This is a genomic window from [Clostridium] aerotolerans DSM 5434 (genome assembly GCF_000687555.1).
In the GTDB taxonomy this organism is placed as follows: Bacteria; Bacillota; Clostridia; order Lachnospirales; family Lachnospiraceae; genus Lacrimispora; species Lacrimispora aerotolerans.
In genome coordinates, this window is the sequence record NZ_JHWJ01000002.1 from 193,696 (window position 1) to 209,224 (window position 15,529).

The 15,529-nt window shown below is 43.6% G+C and carries 13 protein-coding genes; all 13 read right to left on the reverse strand.

What is annotated here, in order from left to right:
• Positions 1 to 13: 13 nt before the first annotated feature.
• Positions 14 to 1,450 carry a rhamnulokinase gene (gene rhaB / locus T546_RS0103605; RefSeq protein WP_026890444.1) on the reverse strand — a complete coding sequence of 479 codons (1,437 nt, stop codon included), beginning with the start codon at positions 1,448 to 1,450 and terminating at the stop codon, positions 14 to 16.
• Positions 1,451 to 1,545: 95 nt separating this feature from the next.
• Positions 1,546 to 2,454, reverse strand: coding sequence for a LysR family transcriptional regulator (locus T546_RS0103610; RefSeq protein WP_051629584.1), 909 nt, complete (start codon positions 2,452 to 2,454; stop codon positions 1,546 to 1,548).
• Positions 2,455 to 2,506: 52 nt separating this feature from the next.
• A complete protein-coding gene (locus T546_RS0103615; protein ID WP_242842180.1) occupies positions 2,507 to 3,691 on the reverse strand; it encodes an isocitrate/isopropylmalate family dehydrogenase in 1,185 nt (394 codons plus the stop codon).
• A gap of 3 nt (positions 3,692 to 3,694) precedes the next feature.
• A complete protein-coding gene (locus T546_RS0103620; protein ID WP_026890447.1) occupies positions 3,695 to 5,650 on the reverse strand; it encodes an aconitate hydratase in 1,956 nt (651 codons plus the stop codon).
• Between the two features lie 219 nt (positions 5,651 to 5,869).
• Complete coding sequence (locus T546_RS0103625; RefSeq protein ID WP_026890448.1) at positions 5,870 to 6,112, reverse strand: hypothetical protein; 243 nt, start codon at positions 6,110 to 6,112, stop codon at positions 5,870 to 5,872.
• 203 nt (positions 6,113 to 6,315) lie between these two features.
• Entirely contained in the window at positions 6,316 to 7,290 is a 975-nt protein-coding gene (locus T546_RS0103630) for an AraC family transcriptional regulator (RefSeq protein WP_026890449.1), read from the reverse strand.
• A gap of 16 nt (positions 7,291 to 7,306) precedes the next feature.
• Positions 7,307 to 8,164 (reverse strand): MORN repeat-containing protein, encoded by an 858-nt coding sequence (locus tag T546_RS22770; RefSeq protein WP_051629585.1) that lies wholly within the window; start codon positions 8,162 to 8,164, stop codon positions 7,307 to 7,309.
• Between the two features lie 13 nt (positions 8,165 to 8,177).
• Positions 8,178 to 9,605, reverse strand: a complete 1,428-nt coding sequence (gene pdxR, locus T546_RS0103640; RefSeq protein ID WP_026890450.1) for a MocR-like pyridoxine biosynthesis transcription factor PdxR — start codon at positions 9,603 to 9,605, stop codon at positions 8,178 to 8,180.
• 104 nt (positions 9,606 to 9,709) lie between these two features.
• A complete protein-coding gene (locus tag T546_RS0103645; RefSeq protein WP_026890451.1) occupies positions 9,710 to 11,383 on the reverse strand; it encodes a glutamine--tRNA ligase/YqeY domain fusion protein in 1,674 nt (557 codons plus the stop codon).
• A gap of 96 nt (positions 11,384 to 11,479) precedes the next feature.
• A complete protein-coding gene (locus T546_RS0103650; RefSeq protein WP_026890452.1) occupies positions 11,480 to 11,755 on the reverse strand; it encodes a hypothetical protein in 276 nt (91 codons plus the stop codon).
• Between the two features lie 9 nt (positions 11,756 to 11,764).
• Positions 11,765 to 12,313, reverse strand: coding sequence for a PadR family transcriptional regulator (locus tag T546_RS0103655; protein ID WP_026890453.1), 549 nt, complete (start codon positions 12,311 to 12,313; stop codon positions 11,765 to 11,767).
• Positions 12,297 to 13,502: a macrolide family glycosyltransferase gene (locus T546_RS0103660; protein ID WP_026890454.1), complete on the reverse strand. Its 1,206-nt coding sequence runs from the start codon at positions 13,500 to 13,502 to the stop codon at positions 12,297 to 12,299. The genes T546_RS0103655 and T546_RS0103660 overlap by 17 nt, the downstream gene beginning before the upstream one ends.
• Before the next feature lie 187 nt (positions 13,503 to 13,689).
• Positions 13,690 to 15,420 carry a L,D-transpeptidase family protein gene (locus tag T546_RS0103665; protein ID WP_026890455.1) on the reverse strand — a complete coding sequence of 577 codons (1,731 nt, stop codon included), beginning with the start codon at positions 15,418 to 15,420 and terminating at the stop codon, positions 13,690 to 13,692.
• Positions 15,421 to 15,529 lie beyond the last annotated feature (109 nt).

A 15,529-nucleotide genomic window follows, 5' to 3' on the forward strand; every position in this document is an offset into this window, starting at 1 on the left:
AAAATTTCCTCCTTTATTTTTTCCCTTTTAGGGGCCTGTATTCCTTCACTGCAAAAGAACGGTATACGCCTTCTCTCGCCTGCTTTAAATCGGTAAATTCATGGAACGAAAGCATCTGGGCCAGTAGGTTTCCAATGGCAGTTGCTTCTCCTGGTCCTGCATAAACGGTTCTTCCAGTCATGTCTGCCGTCAGCTGGTTTAGATATTCCGCTTGGGAGCCGCCGCCTACCACATGAATGTCAGGATATGTTTTCCCGGTAATGGATTCTAATTCCTTTATCGTTTTTTCATAGCAGACTGCCAGACTGTTATAAATAACGGCTGAAATCTCTCCTGGTGTCTTTGGCTCCTGCTGATGGTGATTTCTGCAATACTCCCTTACTGCTTGTATCATGCTCTCCGGTGCCAGAAATACGCTGTCATTGCAGTCTACGAGAGAAGAGATAGATTCCTTGGAAGCCATCTCGCAAAGCTGTGCAAAGGAATACTCCTCTCCTTGCTCGGAAAGCTCTTTTCTTACGGACTGGATCATCCAAAGTCCCATAATGTTTTTTAAATACCGGTAACGGTAATCATAGCCGCCCTCGTTGGTAAAATTCGCTTCCATGCTTTTGACGGAGCAATCTGCTTTTAAAAGCTCTGTGCCCATGAGGGACCAGGTACCGGAGCTGATATAGAGTAAGTCTTCCATGGAACCGCCTGGGACCACGGGAACAGCCATAACTGCTGATGCCGTATCATGAGTGGCCGGAAGCACTACCTGACAATCAAACCCTACTTCTTCTATTATTTGGGGAGTCAGTCCGCCTGCCAGTGTTCCTGGCATGGAAAGGGGTGAAAACAGTCCCTCAGGAAGTCCCAGGCTCCGAATCAGTTCATAATCCCAGGTTCCCGTCTCCGGACTCACCAGCTGTGTGGTGGTAGCATTTGTGTATTCCTGTTTTTTTACTCCGGTAAGGAGATAATGAAAATAATCCGGTATCATTAAAAATGTTTCTGCTTCTTTTAACTGCTCAGGAGTTTGTTCCTTTACTGCCATCAGCTGATAGATGGTATTAAAAATCTGCTTCTGGATTCCGGTCCTTTCATAAAGGCTTGAAAGAGGTATGGTCTTATATACTTCTAAATCCATCCCCTTTGTCCGGTCATCCCGGTATCCAACGGCTTTAGAAAGAAGCTTTCCTTCCCGGTCAAGAAGGACAAAATCCACAGCCCAGGTATCAATGCCCATGCTCACCGGTATCTTACCAAGCTTTTTACACACTTTCATGCCTTCTTTGATTTCTGCAAATAAGGACTCCACATCCCAGCAAAGCCTTTCCCCCATCCGCTTCATGCCATTTTCAAAGCGGTATATCTCCTCCAGAACCATGTTTCCATCTTTTACTGTTCCAAGAATATGACGTCCGCTGGAAGCACCAATGTCTACGGCAAGATAGTATTTCTCCATGCTTACCCCTCCTAGTTTTCTTAGTTTAATCATAGTTTATTTTTCAACAAAAAATAAGGACGCTGTTTATTTAAAACAGCGTCCTTATTTGCACATTATCGCGATGATACGATTATAAGCTTCTCTTCTATATACCGAATAAAATCTTCCAGCATTTTTGATTTTCTCTTATTTTTTGAATAGATAAACCATGTATTTCTAGTAACCGGAGTTCCATCCCTTTTTGTTAAGGGTGTCAGACAAAGATCATGTTCGTTCACAAAGTTACTGGGCAGAAAACATAACGTGTACCCCAGTCCCTTGCCAATCAGCTGCCAGGCAAAATCAATAAACCCCACTTCCATACCCAAAGGGGGTTCTGTATGAAAATGATCCTGCCACCAATCACCTAAAAGCTCCTTGGTTCGGTCATTGGTGCTGTATGCAATCCACTGCAGATCGGGAAGCTGGTCCATATCGACCTTTTCCTTGGTAATGAGATATGCCTGATCCTCAGCAATCAGAACCTTATTAACAGCCCCCTCATAATCACCGCGGATAAAGGCAACGTCTACCGCTTCCTCTAACATCTTTCTGAACAGGATATTGCTTTGTTCATTCACAATGTGAAAATTTACATTGGAGTGGGTTTGATTGTATTGGTATAAAACATCAGTCAGAGTATATTTACTATAGGTGTAGGAAGAACCTATAACAATGGTCTCTTCACCGCTTTCTTTTAATTCGGCCAGTCCCCGATTGGTCTCTTTCATAAAATCCAGATATACGTTTGCCTGGCTTGCCAGAAATTCGCCTTCTTTCGTAAACTCCAGGCCCTTTGGGGTTCTGTTTACAATGGTCACCTGAAATTCTGACTCCATCTGCTTCAGCCTTTTTGTAAGGGAAGGCTGGGTCATGAATAACAGGCTGGCCACCTTTGACATATTTGGATTTTTGTAAAGCTCATACAGGATCACCCAATCAGAATCTTTCATTGCCATTACCTCTTTATCCGTTTCCTCCATTTTATCAGACCTTTTCCTTCCATACAAGGAGGAAGTTACACGTGAAAAGAGGTTATCCTATTTGATCTATGGTATTAAGAAGGTAATCCGTAAATTCAGCGGCACTGGCATCTTCTTTTCTGGTCGTGACCACTGCTTTTTTCTCTGTCACCGTACAAATATTGAGTGCCTGATCCAAAAGTGCTTTCTTTTCTCCAAATCCAATATGCTGGAGCATCTGCCCCATAGCCCGGATTAAGCTGCATGGATCTGCATATTCCCCTCTGCCCTGAGACATCAGATAGGGGGCTGTCCCATGGATTGCTTCAAACATGGCATATTGATTGCCCATATTGGCAGACGAGGCAGTGCCAAGCCCTCCCTGATGTTCCGCTGCAACATCGGTGACAATATCCCCATATAAATTAGGAAGAATGATTACTTCCATTTCTTTATTAAATTCTGGATCCATCATTTTGGCACACATGGCATCCACGAACCGGTCCTGAACCTTAATTTCCGGATATTCCTCTCCCACCTTATGGACCATTTTACTGAAGTTTCCGTCAGTCAGTTTCACGATATTTGCTTTTGTCACCACAGTAATGTTCTTTTTTCCATTCTTTCTTGCAAAGTCAAACGCAGCTCTGGCAATGCGCTCACTGCCTCTTGTTGTCTGGATCTTAAAATCAATTGCAAGATCTTCATTCACCTGAATTCCCTTATTGCCCCAGATATACTCTCCTTCAATATTTTCCCGGAAGAATGTCCAGTCAATATTTTTTTCTGGTATCTTTACCGGGCGGACTGCTGCAAACAGATCCAGCCCTCTCCTTAGGAGGCTGTTGGCACTGATGAGATTTGGCAGCCCGTCTCCTTCCTTGGGCGTTACCATGGGGCCCTTTACCAGAACATGGCATTTTTTAATCTCTTTCAATACCTCCTCAGGCAGGCTGTTCAATTTTTCCACCCGGTTTTCAATGGTCATTCCTTCTATGGTCCTTAATTCTATTTTCCCCTGGTCAATTTCTTCTGAAACCAGCTTTTTTACCACCCGAAGCGCCTGTTCCATGATAATAGGACCAATGCCGTCTCCAGGCAGGATTCCCACTATGATTTTTGGAAGCTCATTAAAATCCGTCACTTCTGTATTGGATTTCATGCGCTCAATTCTTTCATACTCTCCTTCAATTAAGCTTCCGAAGGTCTCCTGGGCTATTTTTCTGCTATCCATGATTTCTCCTTTTACTCCGGCCATATCTTATGCCTCCTGTGTCAGCTGCTTTTTTAAATAAGCCAGCTGTCCTCCGTTTAAGACGACCTCCATCTCATTGTCTGTGATGTCAAGCTTCACATCAAACTGAAAATGGCGTGTTTTATTCTTTATGGTTACGGTCCTTGTAGGAATCTGTTCCAGCAGGTTTTCGATTTCCAGTTCATCTTCCAGTTCCAATCCCTCGTAATCCTCAGAATTTGCAAATATCATAGGAATGATGCCATGATTGATTAAATTCCCCTTATGAATTCTGGCAATGCTCTTTGCAATGACTGCCTTTACCCCAAGATACATAGGATTTATAGCGGCATGCTCTCTGGAAGAACCTTGTCCATAATTTTCTCCGCCAATGATAATGCTTTTTCCCATGGCTTTTGCACGCGCCGCAAAATCAGGTGCATAGCGATGGTAGCAGTACTGCGACATAAGGGGGATATTGGAGCGCATGCTGCTGAATTCTGCACTTGCCGGTGTGATGTCATCTGTGGAAATGTTATCTCCACCTTTTAAGCTGATGGGGGCGCACAGATATTGCTCCGGTGCATCGGGTATTGGAAGGGGTTTGATATTTGGGCCCCTCACCACGGAAACCTCCACTGCTTCCTCCTCTGAAAGGGGCTTTACGAGCATTCCGTCATCAACTGCGAATTCTTCCGGCTCTCTTACTTCTCCCAGTTTCCAGATTTCTTCTCCCATAATATCCTCTGCCGTAGCAAAGGTACCAGCAATTGCGGTAGCGGCAGCGCTTTCGGGGCTTACCAAATAGATCTCAGCCGTAGGATTTCCTGCTCTTCCTTTAAAATTCCGGTTGGTGGTGCGAACGGCAATTCCTTTTGTGGCAGGAGTCTGTCCGATGGCACAGCAGGGACCGCAGGCAATTTCCAGCATCCTAACTCCTGCATCAAGCAGCATATCAATATATCCATCCTGCATCAGCTTTTTATATATCTGTTTTGACGCCACTGCACAGGTACAGCTTACCGTTTCATTTACCAGATGACCCTTAAATACCAGTGCGGCTTTTGCTATATCAGAATAGCTGGCATTGGTACAGCTTCCGATAAATACCTGCTGCACAGGCTTTTTTTCCACATCTCGGATAGGCTTCACGTTATCTGGCTGGTGGGGACAGGAAACCAGAGGCTCCAGCTCACTTAAATTGATTTCCATACAGTCATCATATTCCGCATCTGAATCAGGGATCAGCTCTTTGTAATCCTGTTCACGCCCCTGGGAGGCTAAAAATTTGCGAACCTGTTCATCTGCTGGAAAGATTGATGTTGTTGCCCCCGTTTCTGCCCCCATATTTGCAATGGTCGCCCTGGCAGAGACTTCTAACGCCTCAGCACCTGGTCCTACATATTCATATACATTTAAAAGGCCGCCTTTGATGCTGACACGGCGCAAAAGCTCCAGAATGATTTCCTTGGAATTACAGCCTGGCTTTAATGCACCAGTCAAATTCACCTTTATGACCCTTGGCATGGTAAGGCGCATGGGAACTCCTGTCATTGCGGTAGCCACATCCATGCCCCCGACTCCGATACAGAGCATGCCAATGGAGCCACCATGGGGCGTATGGCTGTCACCGCCCATACTGATTTTCCCCGGCACTCCAAACCGGGCCACATGGACCGAATGGCAGATGCCGTTGCCTGGACGTGATACATAGACTCCGTAGCGTTTTGCAACGGACTGGAGATAAATGTGGTCATCCGGCGTTTTATGATCTACGTACAATAAGTTGTGATCCAGATAGCTGACGCTGCACTCTGTTTTTACGCGGTCAATTCCCACCGCCTCAAAGGCCAGATAAGTCATGACTGCATTGATGTCATGGGTCAGTGTCTGGTCCACCTTTACAAATACTTCCTCTCCAGGAATCATGTTTCCTGAAACTAAATGTGATTCAATAATCTTATGTGTTAATGATTTTCCCACAAGTATGCCTCCTTATATGACTCTCCTATGATTTTATCCTCCCTTTATGCCCCTTGCATAATGAAATTTAGGAATGCTCTTATAAAAAATAAGAATAGGTTCCTTTTGTCCTAAATATAAATAAAAAAAGACCAGAGCCCTTCTTTTAAGGTTCTGGCCTGATCATCGATTTAACTTCTTATAATGAATGATTATAATATGTTATCTCCCATGATTATGTTATTCTGCTAGCTCCGTTTTTGATGAGATCAACAGTTCTTTTAAATCCATAATAGACATCTCGTGCTCGTCCAATATGGAGGATACTTCTTTAAACTGTTCCAGTTTTATCTTATCTTGAATTTCTTTTTCTTTTTCCTCTAATGTAACCAGACAATCCTTATACTGTTTCATGGATTCTCTTACCTCTTTTAATTCCTCGCTCAGTTTTTCAAGCGGTGTCTTTCTTACTCCTCTTGGCATTTCGGTTCTCTCCTTTACAGTAATTATTTGTCAACCTTATATAACAAATATATGCCAGCTCTATTTCTTTTATTACCATACATACCCATTTTAAATAAGATTTATCTTAAACTTTTTTTGATATTTAAGATATTACTTAAACGTTAAGTTCAGGAATGGAACCATTTTTAAGGAGTCAAGAGTTTATAATTTAACAATGTATTCTAAGGATTGGCTGTTTTATTCTTTTCCCTGTATTCTTTCGGTGACATACTATAATAACCTCGGAAGATTCTGTGAAAATAACTGGTGTTATCATAACCTACAGCTATGGAAATATCGGTAACAGATAACCTGGTGTTGAGCAAAAGAAAGGAGGCCTGATTTAACCGTTTGATCTGTAATAACTCTTTATAAGTCCGTCCGGTCAGTTTCTTTATGGCTCTGCTTAACCAGTATATATTATAGTTTAAGGATTTTGCAAGCTCCGTAAGTTCCCCTTCTTTATAATTTTCATCAATGAAGGTAAGAACCTGAAAAATAAGCTTTTGTTCAAAGCCTTCTCTTGTATGGCTGATCTTATCGGTATAATGCATCAGCTGCAAAAACAAGAGTCCCATGGTTACCTGATTGATGCTTCTTTTATTGGGCTGGTCGTAAAGTAAGGTCCATACCATATTTTCCACCAGATTCTGAATGGGAAGTACATCTGCCACTTGAAAATGAAGGTAGCTGGCATACCGGGGATCAAAGCAGAGACTGCCCACTAAAAAGTCCCGTAAAAGGTTTTCTTCTTCTCCCATCATCTCAAAAGCAGTATCAAAGAATTCAGGAAGAATGATGAAATTCACCGCAATATCACCTTCTCCTGCCGGGAAAATCTCCTGATCGGCATGCTGATTTAAAAACAGAAGCTCTCCTGTTTTTAAAACCACCCTCTCTCCATCAATGATATGAGTCGTCTCTCCCTTGCACATGTAAATCACTTCAATGTAATTATGCTTATGCCTTGGAAAATGAACAAATCTGGTATGAGGCCGTATCCGAATCATTTTCCCGTGTTCCAGCATCTTTTTGCTGTCGATGACCAGATCTCTGCCTTCTGTATACCGCTTTATGTCTATCTCTGTCCGGCCGTTTATGATTTCCCGTTCCTCATCAGTTATGACTCCAAGACGGTCTATGATTTCCTGATTCACAGGGCAAAGCCTCCTTTTAATCTGTTGAAAACTCAATAAAATTCTTCCATCGGTCTTCTTTTATGCCGCTCTCACTTAAGGTATATGCGTGATTTTCATCCTGGTCTGCCATCCGTTTATAAATGACTTTTCCCTCATCGTCATTTTCCTGAATCCAGCGGTCATCTGGCACGATAACTCCATCAGCCGTCTGAAAATCCCATTTGGCAGTCTCACCCGAAGCATTGGTGGTGGTATAGATCACTTCCCCTTCCATGAGATTGTCTTTAAAATTTCCTTCTTTTGCGCTTTTCTTGTTAATGTCTCCGATTGCTCCGTCATAATAATTATAGCCGCTGGCGCCGCTTCCGTTCATCTTTCCCTGAGACCAGGTACCGTAAGAGTAATCATACCGCTTTCCTTCGTCAAGGGTAATCACCTGGAGAGCCGTACATTTCCCCTGGGGCAGACCACCCGCAAATTCTCCATAAAAAACAGTGGTCCGCTTTAAAAACACCATGCCTTTTGCTCCTGTAATCTCCTTTGATAAAGCGGTTCCATCATACATGATGGGAAACTCTGTCCAGCTAAGCCCATAGCTGTCTATCAGCCTGGCTGCTCCTTCCAAATCCCCGCTATCAAAATATGAAGTAAGGCTATTTAAAAACTCTTTATCCGCCTCCGTAAGGGGAACTTCTGCCTTATCAGCCACCGGTTCCCCGCCGGCTTTCTCCTTTGCCACAGGCGCTTCTTTCTCCGCCGGAGCCGGTGTCTTTTTCCCATTTTGAAGAGTGCCTGCCACGGATAAGAGAAATAGTAAAAGAGCGGTCAGTCCTATAGCAGCCAGTACCCGGATATTTTCCTGTTTTTTAATTTCCTTCCATTTGTGATTCACAGCATCCCTCCCTCTATTCCTCCACCCTCCAGGCCTTTTTAAGAAGCTCTAGTCCTGTGGCAATCTCTTCTTCTTTCAGGCTTGCAAAACCCAGTACTATGGTCGGCGGGTAATTATTATGTTCCTCATGAATAAAGTATCCTGACATTCCATATACCTTAACTCCCGCCTGTTCTGCCTCTTTTATAAGCTCTTCTTCGGTCCTTCCCTTTAAATCCGTAAGCAGCAGATGAAGGCCTGCGTATTCCCCCTTTATGAGAAACTGTTCCTCAAATGGCTTAAGACCTGTAATTAAAACGTCATGCTTTGCCTTATATACGGCTCTCATCCGGTTTAAATGACGCTCATAGTGGCCTTCCTCCATAAACTGATAAAGAATATTCTGGTCAATGCGGGAAACCGTGGAGGCATAAAAGCTTACCTTTTCCCGGTAAACTGCCAGCAAAGATTTTGGAAGCACCATATAGCTCACCCGAATGGCCGGTGCAATGGATTTAGAAAAGGTCCCGATGTAAATGACCTTATCCTTCTGATCCATACCCTGTAAGGCTGGAATGGGCTGTCCCTTATAACGGAATTCACTGTCATAATCGTCTTCTATCAGATATCTGCCTTCTTTTTTACAGGCCCAGGAAAGAAGCTCCTGACGGCGCTTCACCGGCATGACAATTCCCGTTGGATACTGATGGGAGGGCATAACATAGGCGGTATCAGCCCCGCTTTCCTCTAAAAGTCTTACATCCATCCCCTGCTGGTCCATGAATACAGGGACTACCTGATAGTTTAAGCTATAGAAGACCCGGTATGCCTGTTTGTAGGTTGGATTTTCCATGGCTATGATCCGGTCACTGGAAAGAATCTGGGACAAAAGCATAAGAAGGTATTCGCTTCCCGCACCAACAATAATCTGTTCCGCCAGACAATTCACGCCTCGGGCCGAATGAAGATATGTGCGGATGGCTTCCCGAAAACCGGCCTCTCCTTTCGGGTCCCCGGTAACAAACATCTCTCTGTTATCATCCACCAGAGTATTTTTCGATATCTTCCTCCAGGTATTGAAAGGAAATGCACCAAGATCAATACCTCTTGGCGAAAAATCCACAAGAAAGCCGGACCCGGTCCTGGAATCTGGAGAGCCTGATTGTAACAGGGAAGCTCCCTTTTCTTTTATTTCCTGGCCGGTATGCACAAGGCCATCAATTTCCAAGACGTAATAGCCTTTATAAGGAACCGCCTCAATATAGCCTTCTGACAGCAATTGTTCGTATGCCATCTGGGTGGTGCTCCGGCTCACCTTTAAATGCTCCGCCAATAATCTGGTGGAAGGAAGACGGGTCGCCGGCTTTAGATTACCTTTTTTTATCTCTTCTTTTATATAAGTGTAAATCTGACTGTAATAGGGAAGACCAGCCTGATTTTTCAGAGGAATCATCAGCTCCAAGATATCGCCTCCTTTTTTGCTTCCAATGGAAAAAATGCCCCACGCCCTTTCTTTCCTCGGTCATGCAGCACTTCTTCCTTTGACCGGCATCTAGCCTGTCATCATTATTTTGTTATTTTAAAGGAACTCTTTAAGGATACAATCCGGTTAAATACTAAATGTTCTGGCGTGCTGTCCTTACAGTCCACACAGAAAAATCCGTTTCTAACAAACTGGAAGCTGTCATAAGCTCTTGCTTTTGTAAGCTCAGGTTCCACAAAACAGTTCTTTATAATGGTCAGAGAGTTGGGATTTAAGTTTAAGCTTCCGTCTTCATTTAATTTCCCTTTTTCTTCATCCACAATGTTTTCATACAGACGGCATTCTGCTACTACAGCCGTTTTTGCTGCCACCCAGTGAATGGTGCCCTTTACCTTTCTTCCTTCAAAGCCGGAACCGCTTCTTGTCTCAGGATCATAGGTACAGTGTACGACGGTTACATTGCCGTCTGCATCTTTTTCACAGCTTGTACAGGTTACAAAGTAAGCATTCATAAGGCGAACTTCATTGCCGGGGAAAAGGCGGAAATACTTTTTCACAGGCTCTTCCATAAAGTCTTCCCGTTCAATATAAAGCTCTTTGCAAAATGGTATCTTTCTCTCTCCAAGTTCCGGATTTTCCAGATTATTGGGAGCATCAAGATACTCTACGGTATCTTCCGGATAATTATCGATGACAAGCTTAATGGGATCTAAAATAGCCATCACTCTTGGTTTTTTCAGCTTTAAATCTTCCCGGATACAATATTCAAGCATGGCATAGTCAACAGAACTGTTGGCTTTTGAAACACCTACTAAATCCACGAACATACGAAGTGCTTCCGGTGTATAACCTCTTCTTCTTAAAGCGGCAATGGAAACAAGACGGGGATCATCCCATCCGTCTACGATGTTGTCCTCAACCAGCTTCTTAATATATCTCTTACCAGTTACTACATTGGTAAGATAAAGCTTTGCAAACTCGATCTGACGAGGAGGATTTGGATATTCGCATTCTTTTACCACCCAGTCATAAAGAGGTCTGTGGTCTTCAAATTCCAGAGTACAGATTGAATGAGTGATGTTTTCTATGGCGTCCTCAATGGGGTGTGCAAAATCATACATGGGATAAATGCACCAGGCATCTCCGGTATTATGATGGGTCATGCGGGCCACACGGTAAATAACCGGATCACGCATGTTGATGTTTGGAGAAGACATATCAATCTTCGCACGGAGCACCTTTTCTCCGTCCTTATATGTTCCATCCTTCATCTCTTCAAACAGCTTTAAGTTTTCTTCCACGCTTCGGTTTCTGTATGGACTTTCTTTTCCCGGAGTTTTGAAATCACCACGGTATTCTCTGATTTCCTCCGCAGTTAAATCACAGACAAATGCTTTTCCTTTTTTAATTAAAAGAACAGCACAGTCATACATTTCCTGAAAGTAATTGGAAGCAAAGAAAAGACGGTCCCCAAAGTCAGCTCCCAGCCACTTTACGTCTTCCATAATGGATTCCACAAATTCTGTCTTCTCTTTTGTCGGGTTTGTATCATCAAAACGGAGGTTGAATTTTCCACCATACTTCTGAGCCAGGCCGTAGTTAAGCAATATGGACTTTGCATGTCCAATGTGCAGATAACCGTTTGGTTCCGGAGGAAATCTCGTTTGCACGTGATTATAAACTCCTTCGGAAAGATCCTTGTCTATCTCCTGTTCAATAAAGTTTTTAGAAACAATTTCTTCTTTGTTATCTTCCATCTCTCTTCCTCCATGTCAGTATTTCCAATAATACATTATCATACCATACTTCATCCATTTAGAAAAGGGGGAAAAGAACAGGGATTTGCTCATTTTTCACTTTCTTCTGGCGGATTCCCATATTTCTATTTTCGCTTCATACTGCTGGTTGATCCAATCCAAAGCCTGTTCCCGTCCTTCTTCCGAAAATGGAAAGACTTCTTTTGTTTTTTGTTCGTCAGGAGTTGCCTCATAACAGTAAGGCTCCGGATATACCGTCGCTTCCAGACCCTCTTCTTCTTTTTTGATCCGATAACGCATTCCCATCATGCTTCCGGTGTACGCTTCTTTTTTAAAGAACTGTATTGGCACAAATGTCTCTTTTTTTAGCATAGCTTCTCCTTATTTCAGTAAATCAATTTCGTTTAGCATCTCATCGCACCATGCGATTACAGACTCTGCAGAAATGATTCCATATCTTAGTGGGGCATGGATAAAAAATCCCTGCTGTGTTTCCAGTGCCCCTTCCTTTTGTTTCATATATTCTTCCATTTTACCATATCCATCGAGTTTTTTCACGTGATCTTCTTTGTATTCTAAAATCATGCTCCTGATCTCATCTTTTTGAAGATCCTTAAAGAAGGAAAGCTTTAATAGAAACTCCGATCTGGCAGGCTGGTAATGGACCGGTTCTTTCAGCCAGCTTAAGAATTCCTCCCTTCCTTTCCCTGTTATGGCATACTTCTTTTTCCTGTCATTCGTCTCCTCCTCCACCCGCTCAATGAGACCTTCATCCTGCAGCACTTTGAGCACCGGATAGATATGGCCGTAATTTTCATTCCAGAAATGGGCGATGATCCGGTCGCAGTATTTCTTAATATCATAGCCGGTACAGGGGGAATTATTTAAAACTCCTAAAATAGCGTAACGTGTTTTATTCTTCACCGACATCTTTTTTCTCCTTCCAGGCTGCAAGCAGCTTATGAATCTCATCTGCTGCCTCTTTCATGCCTGCTGTTTTCTCAAACTCAAGACGCAGCTTCTGACAGGCTTTCTCATAATCTGGCTCATTCATGACCTCCCAGGCCTTTTCTTTTATAATAGAAGAAGTCGACTCCTTCCATGTCATCCTGATTCCGCAGCCCATAGATTCCACCTGCTTTGCCACCAGGAACTGGTCATTGACCATGGGGAACAGGAGCATAGGTACACCGCTTAGAATGGCCTCTTTGACGCTGTTTAAGCCACTGTGGGTAAGAAATAAGCTGGCATGCTTTAAGACCTCCAGCTGAGGCACATACGGCCTTACGATGAAATTGGCTGGGATATGAGTAAAATCAGATATCTGACACTTCTTTCCCACAGAAAGAACCACTACACCATCAAAGTCTATAAAGGCTTCCATGCACATTTCATAAAATTCTGATATCTGATTGTTTATGGTCCCAAGGGAAATGTAAATAACCTTCTTATCCTGAAGCTGTTCTATCGGGAAATCTCCCATGTCCTCTTCCCGGAGCATTGGGCTTACAAACCGGTAGGAATCGTCAAGAAACTGACTGCCTGGGTTAAATGCCTTTGAAGTATAAACAATATTTAAGTCCCCCTGATTCTGAAAAAAAGAGAGAGGATCAGGAACCGGCAAGTGATAGGAAGAGCAAAACCCATTAAGTCTTTGGTAAAACTCATCAAGCTGGGGATGGGTCCCCCGCTCTAACATGTTGTCAGGAATGGGAAGGCTGCTTAATGCAAAGGAGGAAACGGAACCAATCACAGGCACGCCAAGAATACCTCTTAAAAACTGTCCGGCTCCCAGAACGCTGTCACAAATCAGACAGTCAAAGGTCCTCTCCTTCCATACCTCTAAAATTACCGGGATCAGTATCTCATCAAGACGGATCATATATTCCAGTATGGTGAAAAACGGGTGGTTTCCCATAGGACGATATCCCTTATAAAATTCATCCAGTTCTTTCCCTCCATCTATGCAAATAGCCCCAGCCTCCGAAAGTGCATTACAAAAAGAATCAGCTCCAAAATACCATACCTTATCTCCTCGGTTCACAAGCTCTTCTACCAGAGGAAGGGTGGGATTTACATGACCGTGAAGATTGCCATTGACAAACAGTATATTAGACATACGCTTCTCCTACTATATCAGATTGATATACCCATACTATATCAGGCTGATATAGTTGTCAAGTAAAATTCATAAGGGAGGAGACGAAAGGCAGACAGGAAGCTGCTGCCTGTATTACAACGAAAAGAGGCAGCCTCCCTTCAATATTTGGAGACTGCCATCTGATTTTATTGTATGATTCATTTCCTTACATCCCAGGTCCGGATTTATTCTTTCCCGAACTTTTTGATGAACCAGGCCCTGCCTCCTGGTCAAAGGAGGGGTGGGCGGAAACTGTGGTGGGGGTGGTTGCCGCCGGAGCCGTGGTGGGAGCTGCTGTCGTAGGTGCTGCGGTGGTTGGTTGTGTGGCTGGCTGAGTAGCTGCCTGTGTGGTTGAGTGAGTAGCAGCCGGTGTGGTTGGCTGGGTACCTGCCTGAGTCGTTGGCTGCTGGGCACCTTTTGTCTCATCCTTTTTTCCGGTTCCATTGGAAGTGGTCAGAGACTCGGTTCCTGGCAGATGATAACAAAGGACCGGAATTCCTGCACTTATGTTCTCAAAAATGGTCTTTGCAACGGCTGGAGGCAGGTTGATACAGCCATGAGAGCCGCTGGTCTTATAGATAGAACCTCCAAAGGTGCTCCGCCATTTGGCATCGTGAAGACCGATATTGCCGTTAAATGGCATCCAGTAATCCACAGGAGTCCTGTAATTTTCTCCCTTAAGTGTGGCATTTCGTTCTTTATAAGTAAGGGAGTAAGCTCCTGCTGGAGTGGACCAGCCCTTTGATTCATTGCCTGATACGAAATCAGATTCCACAACCAGCTTGCCGTCTTTATAATAGTAGATATGCTGAGCCGTCAAGTTGATCTCCACATATGTATTTCCATAATCCTTAGCGCCTCTGCTGGCGCCCCTCTGCTTATACACTGGCTCTCTTACCTGACTGTTACCGGAACGAATCAGTTCCGCCAACTCGTCTGCCTCGGCACTCTGATTAATTCTCCAGCCATAGCTTCCTCCGGTGATTTTCACATTCTGTCCGGTGGAGGTGGTGAAATTCTTGGCTTTGTAGGCCGTATCATAGGTACTTGCCAGCTCTTTTACATAATCACTGACGGATTTACTGTCTAAATAAACCTTGCCGCTGTCATCGGTTTTGACCCATTTGGAGATGGTATCTCCGCTTAGTACTTTTTTCTCATCGCCGAAGTTATATGTAATGGTTGTGTTGACATACTTATTCATGGCCTGAACCTTGCTTACAAGCCCTGGATCATTGGTCGGCACCTTAGGAGAGATATAAGCTCCCGCCTCGTCTAAATTAAGCTCCGGCTTTAAATCCATAACTGCATTTGATATCTCTGACTTCAACTTTTCCGGGTTTAATTCTTTGCCATCCCTGGCCGGTTTAATCTGGTAACCCTGACCGGAAACGTAATCAGAAATTGATGCATTCTGGGCCTTATCCTCTTCTTCTACCTTTAAGCAGGATAATCCGCTTACTACAGTGTCAAATTTATTCTCGTCATACTGAATCATAGTTCCGATTTCAAATGACTGGGGCTTCCTTAAGTGCTTTGCCCAGGAAAGGGGCTTTTGCTCCCCCAGCAAGGATTCCAGCTTTCCGTCGAATACGGCTTCCAGACCGATATCCATGCCCTTAATCTCTTCCGTGGTTCCTCCGCGTTCCTGTAAGGTAAGCTTATAATCATCAATGGTCAAGGCAATCATCTTTTTGACTTCCATCACTGATTTTTTTGAAACGTCCATTCCATTGATAACGGTTTTAGGGAAAAACACCTTCTGATATGACCTGCCAACCTGTATGTAAGCAAAAGCAGCAATCAGCGCTGCTGCCATAATTCCGCCTCCGACTAATGCCAGCCCCGATACTCCAAAGGACTTCTTCTTCCTGCTGCGCTGTTCATGTTTTTCCATTTATTTCCTACCTCTTTACTATCCTTTTCGTTCAGAATCAATTATAACGGATAAACGCGAAATATGTCTAAATATTTATGGTATATTTCTTGACGTTTTTATTACGATT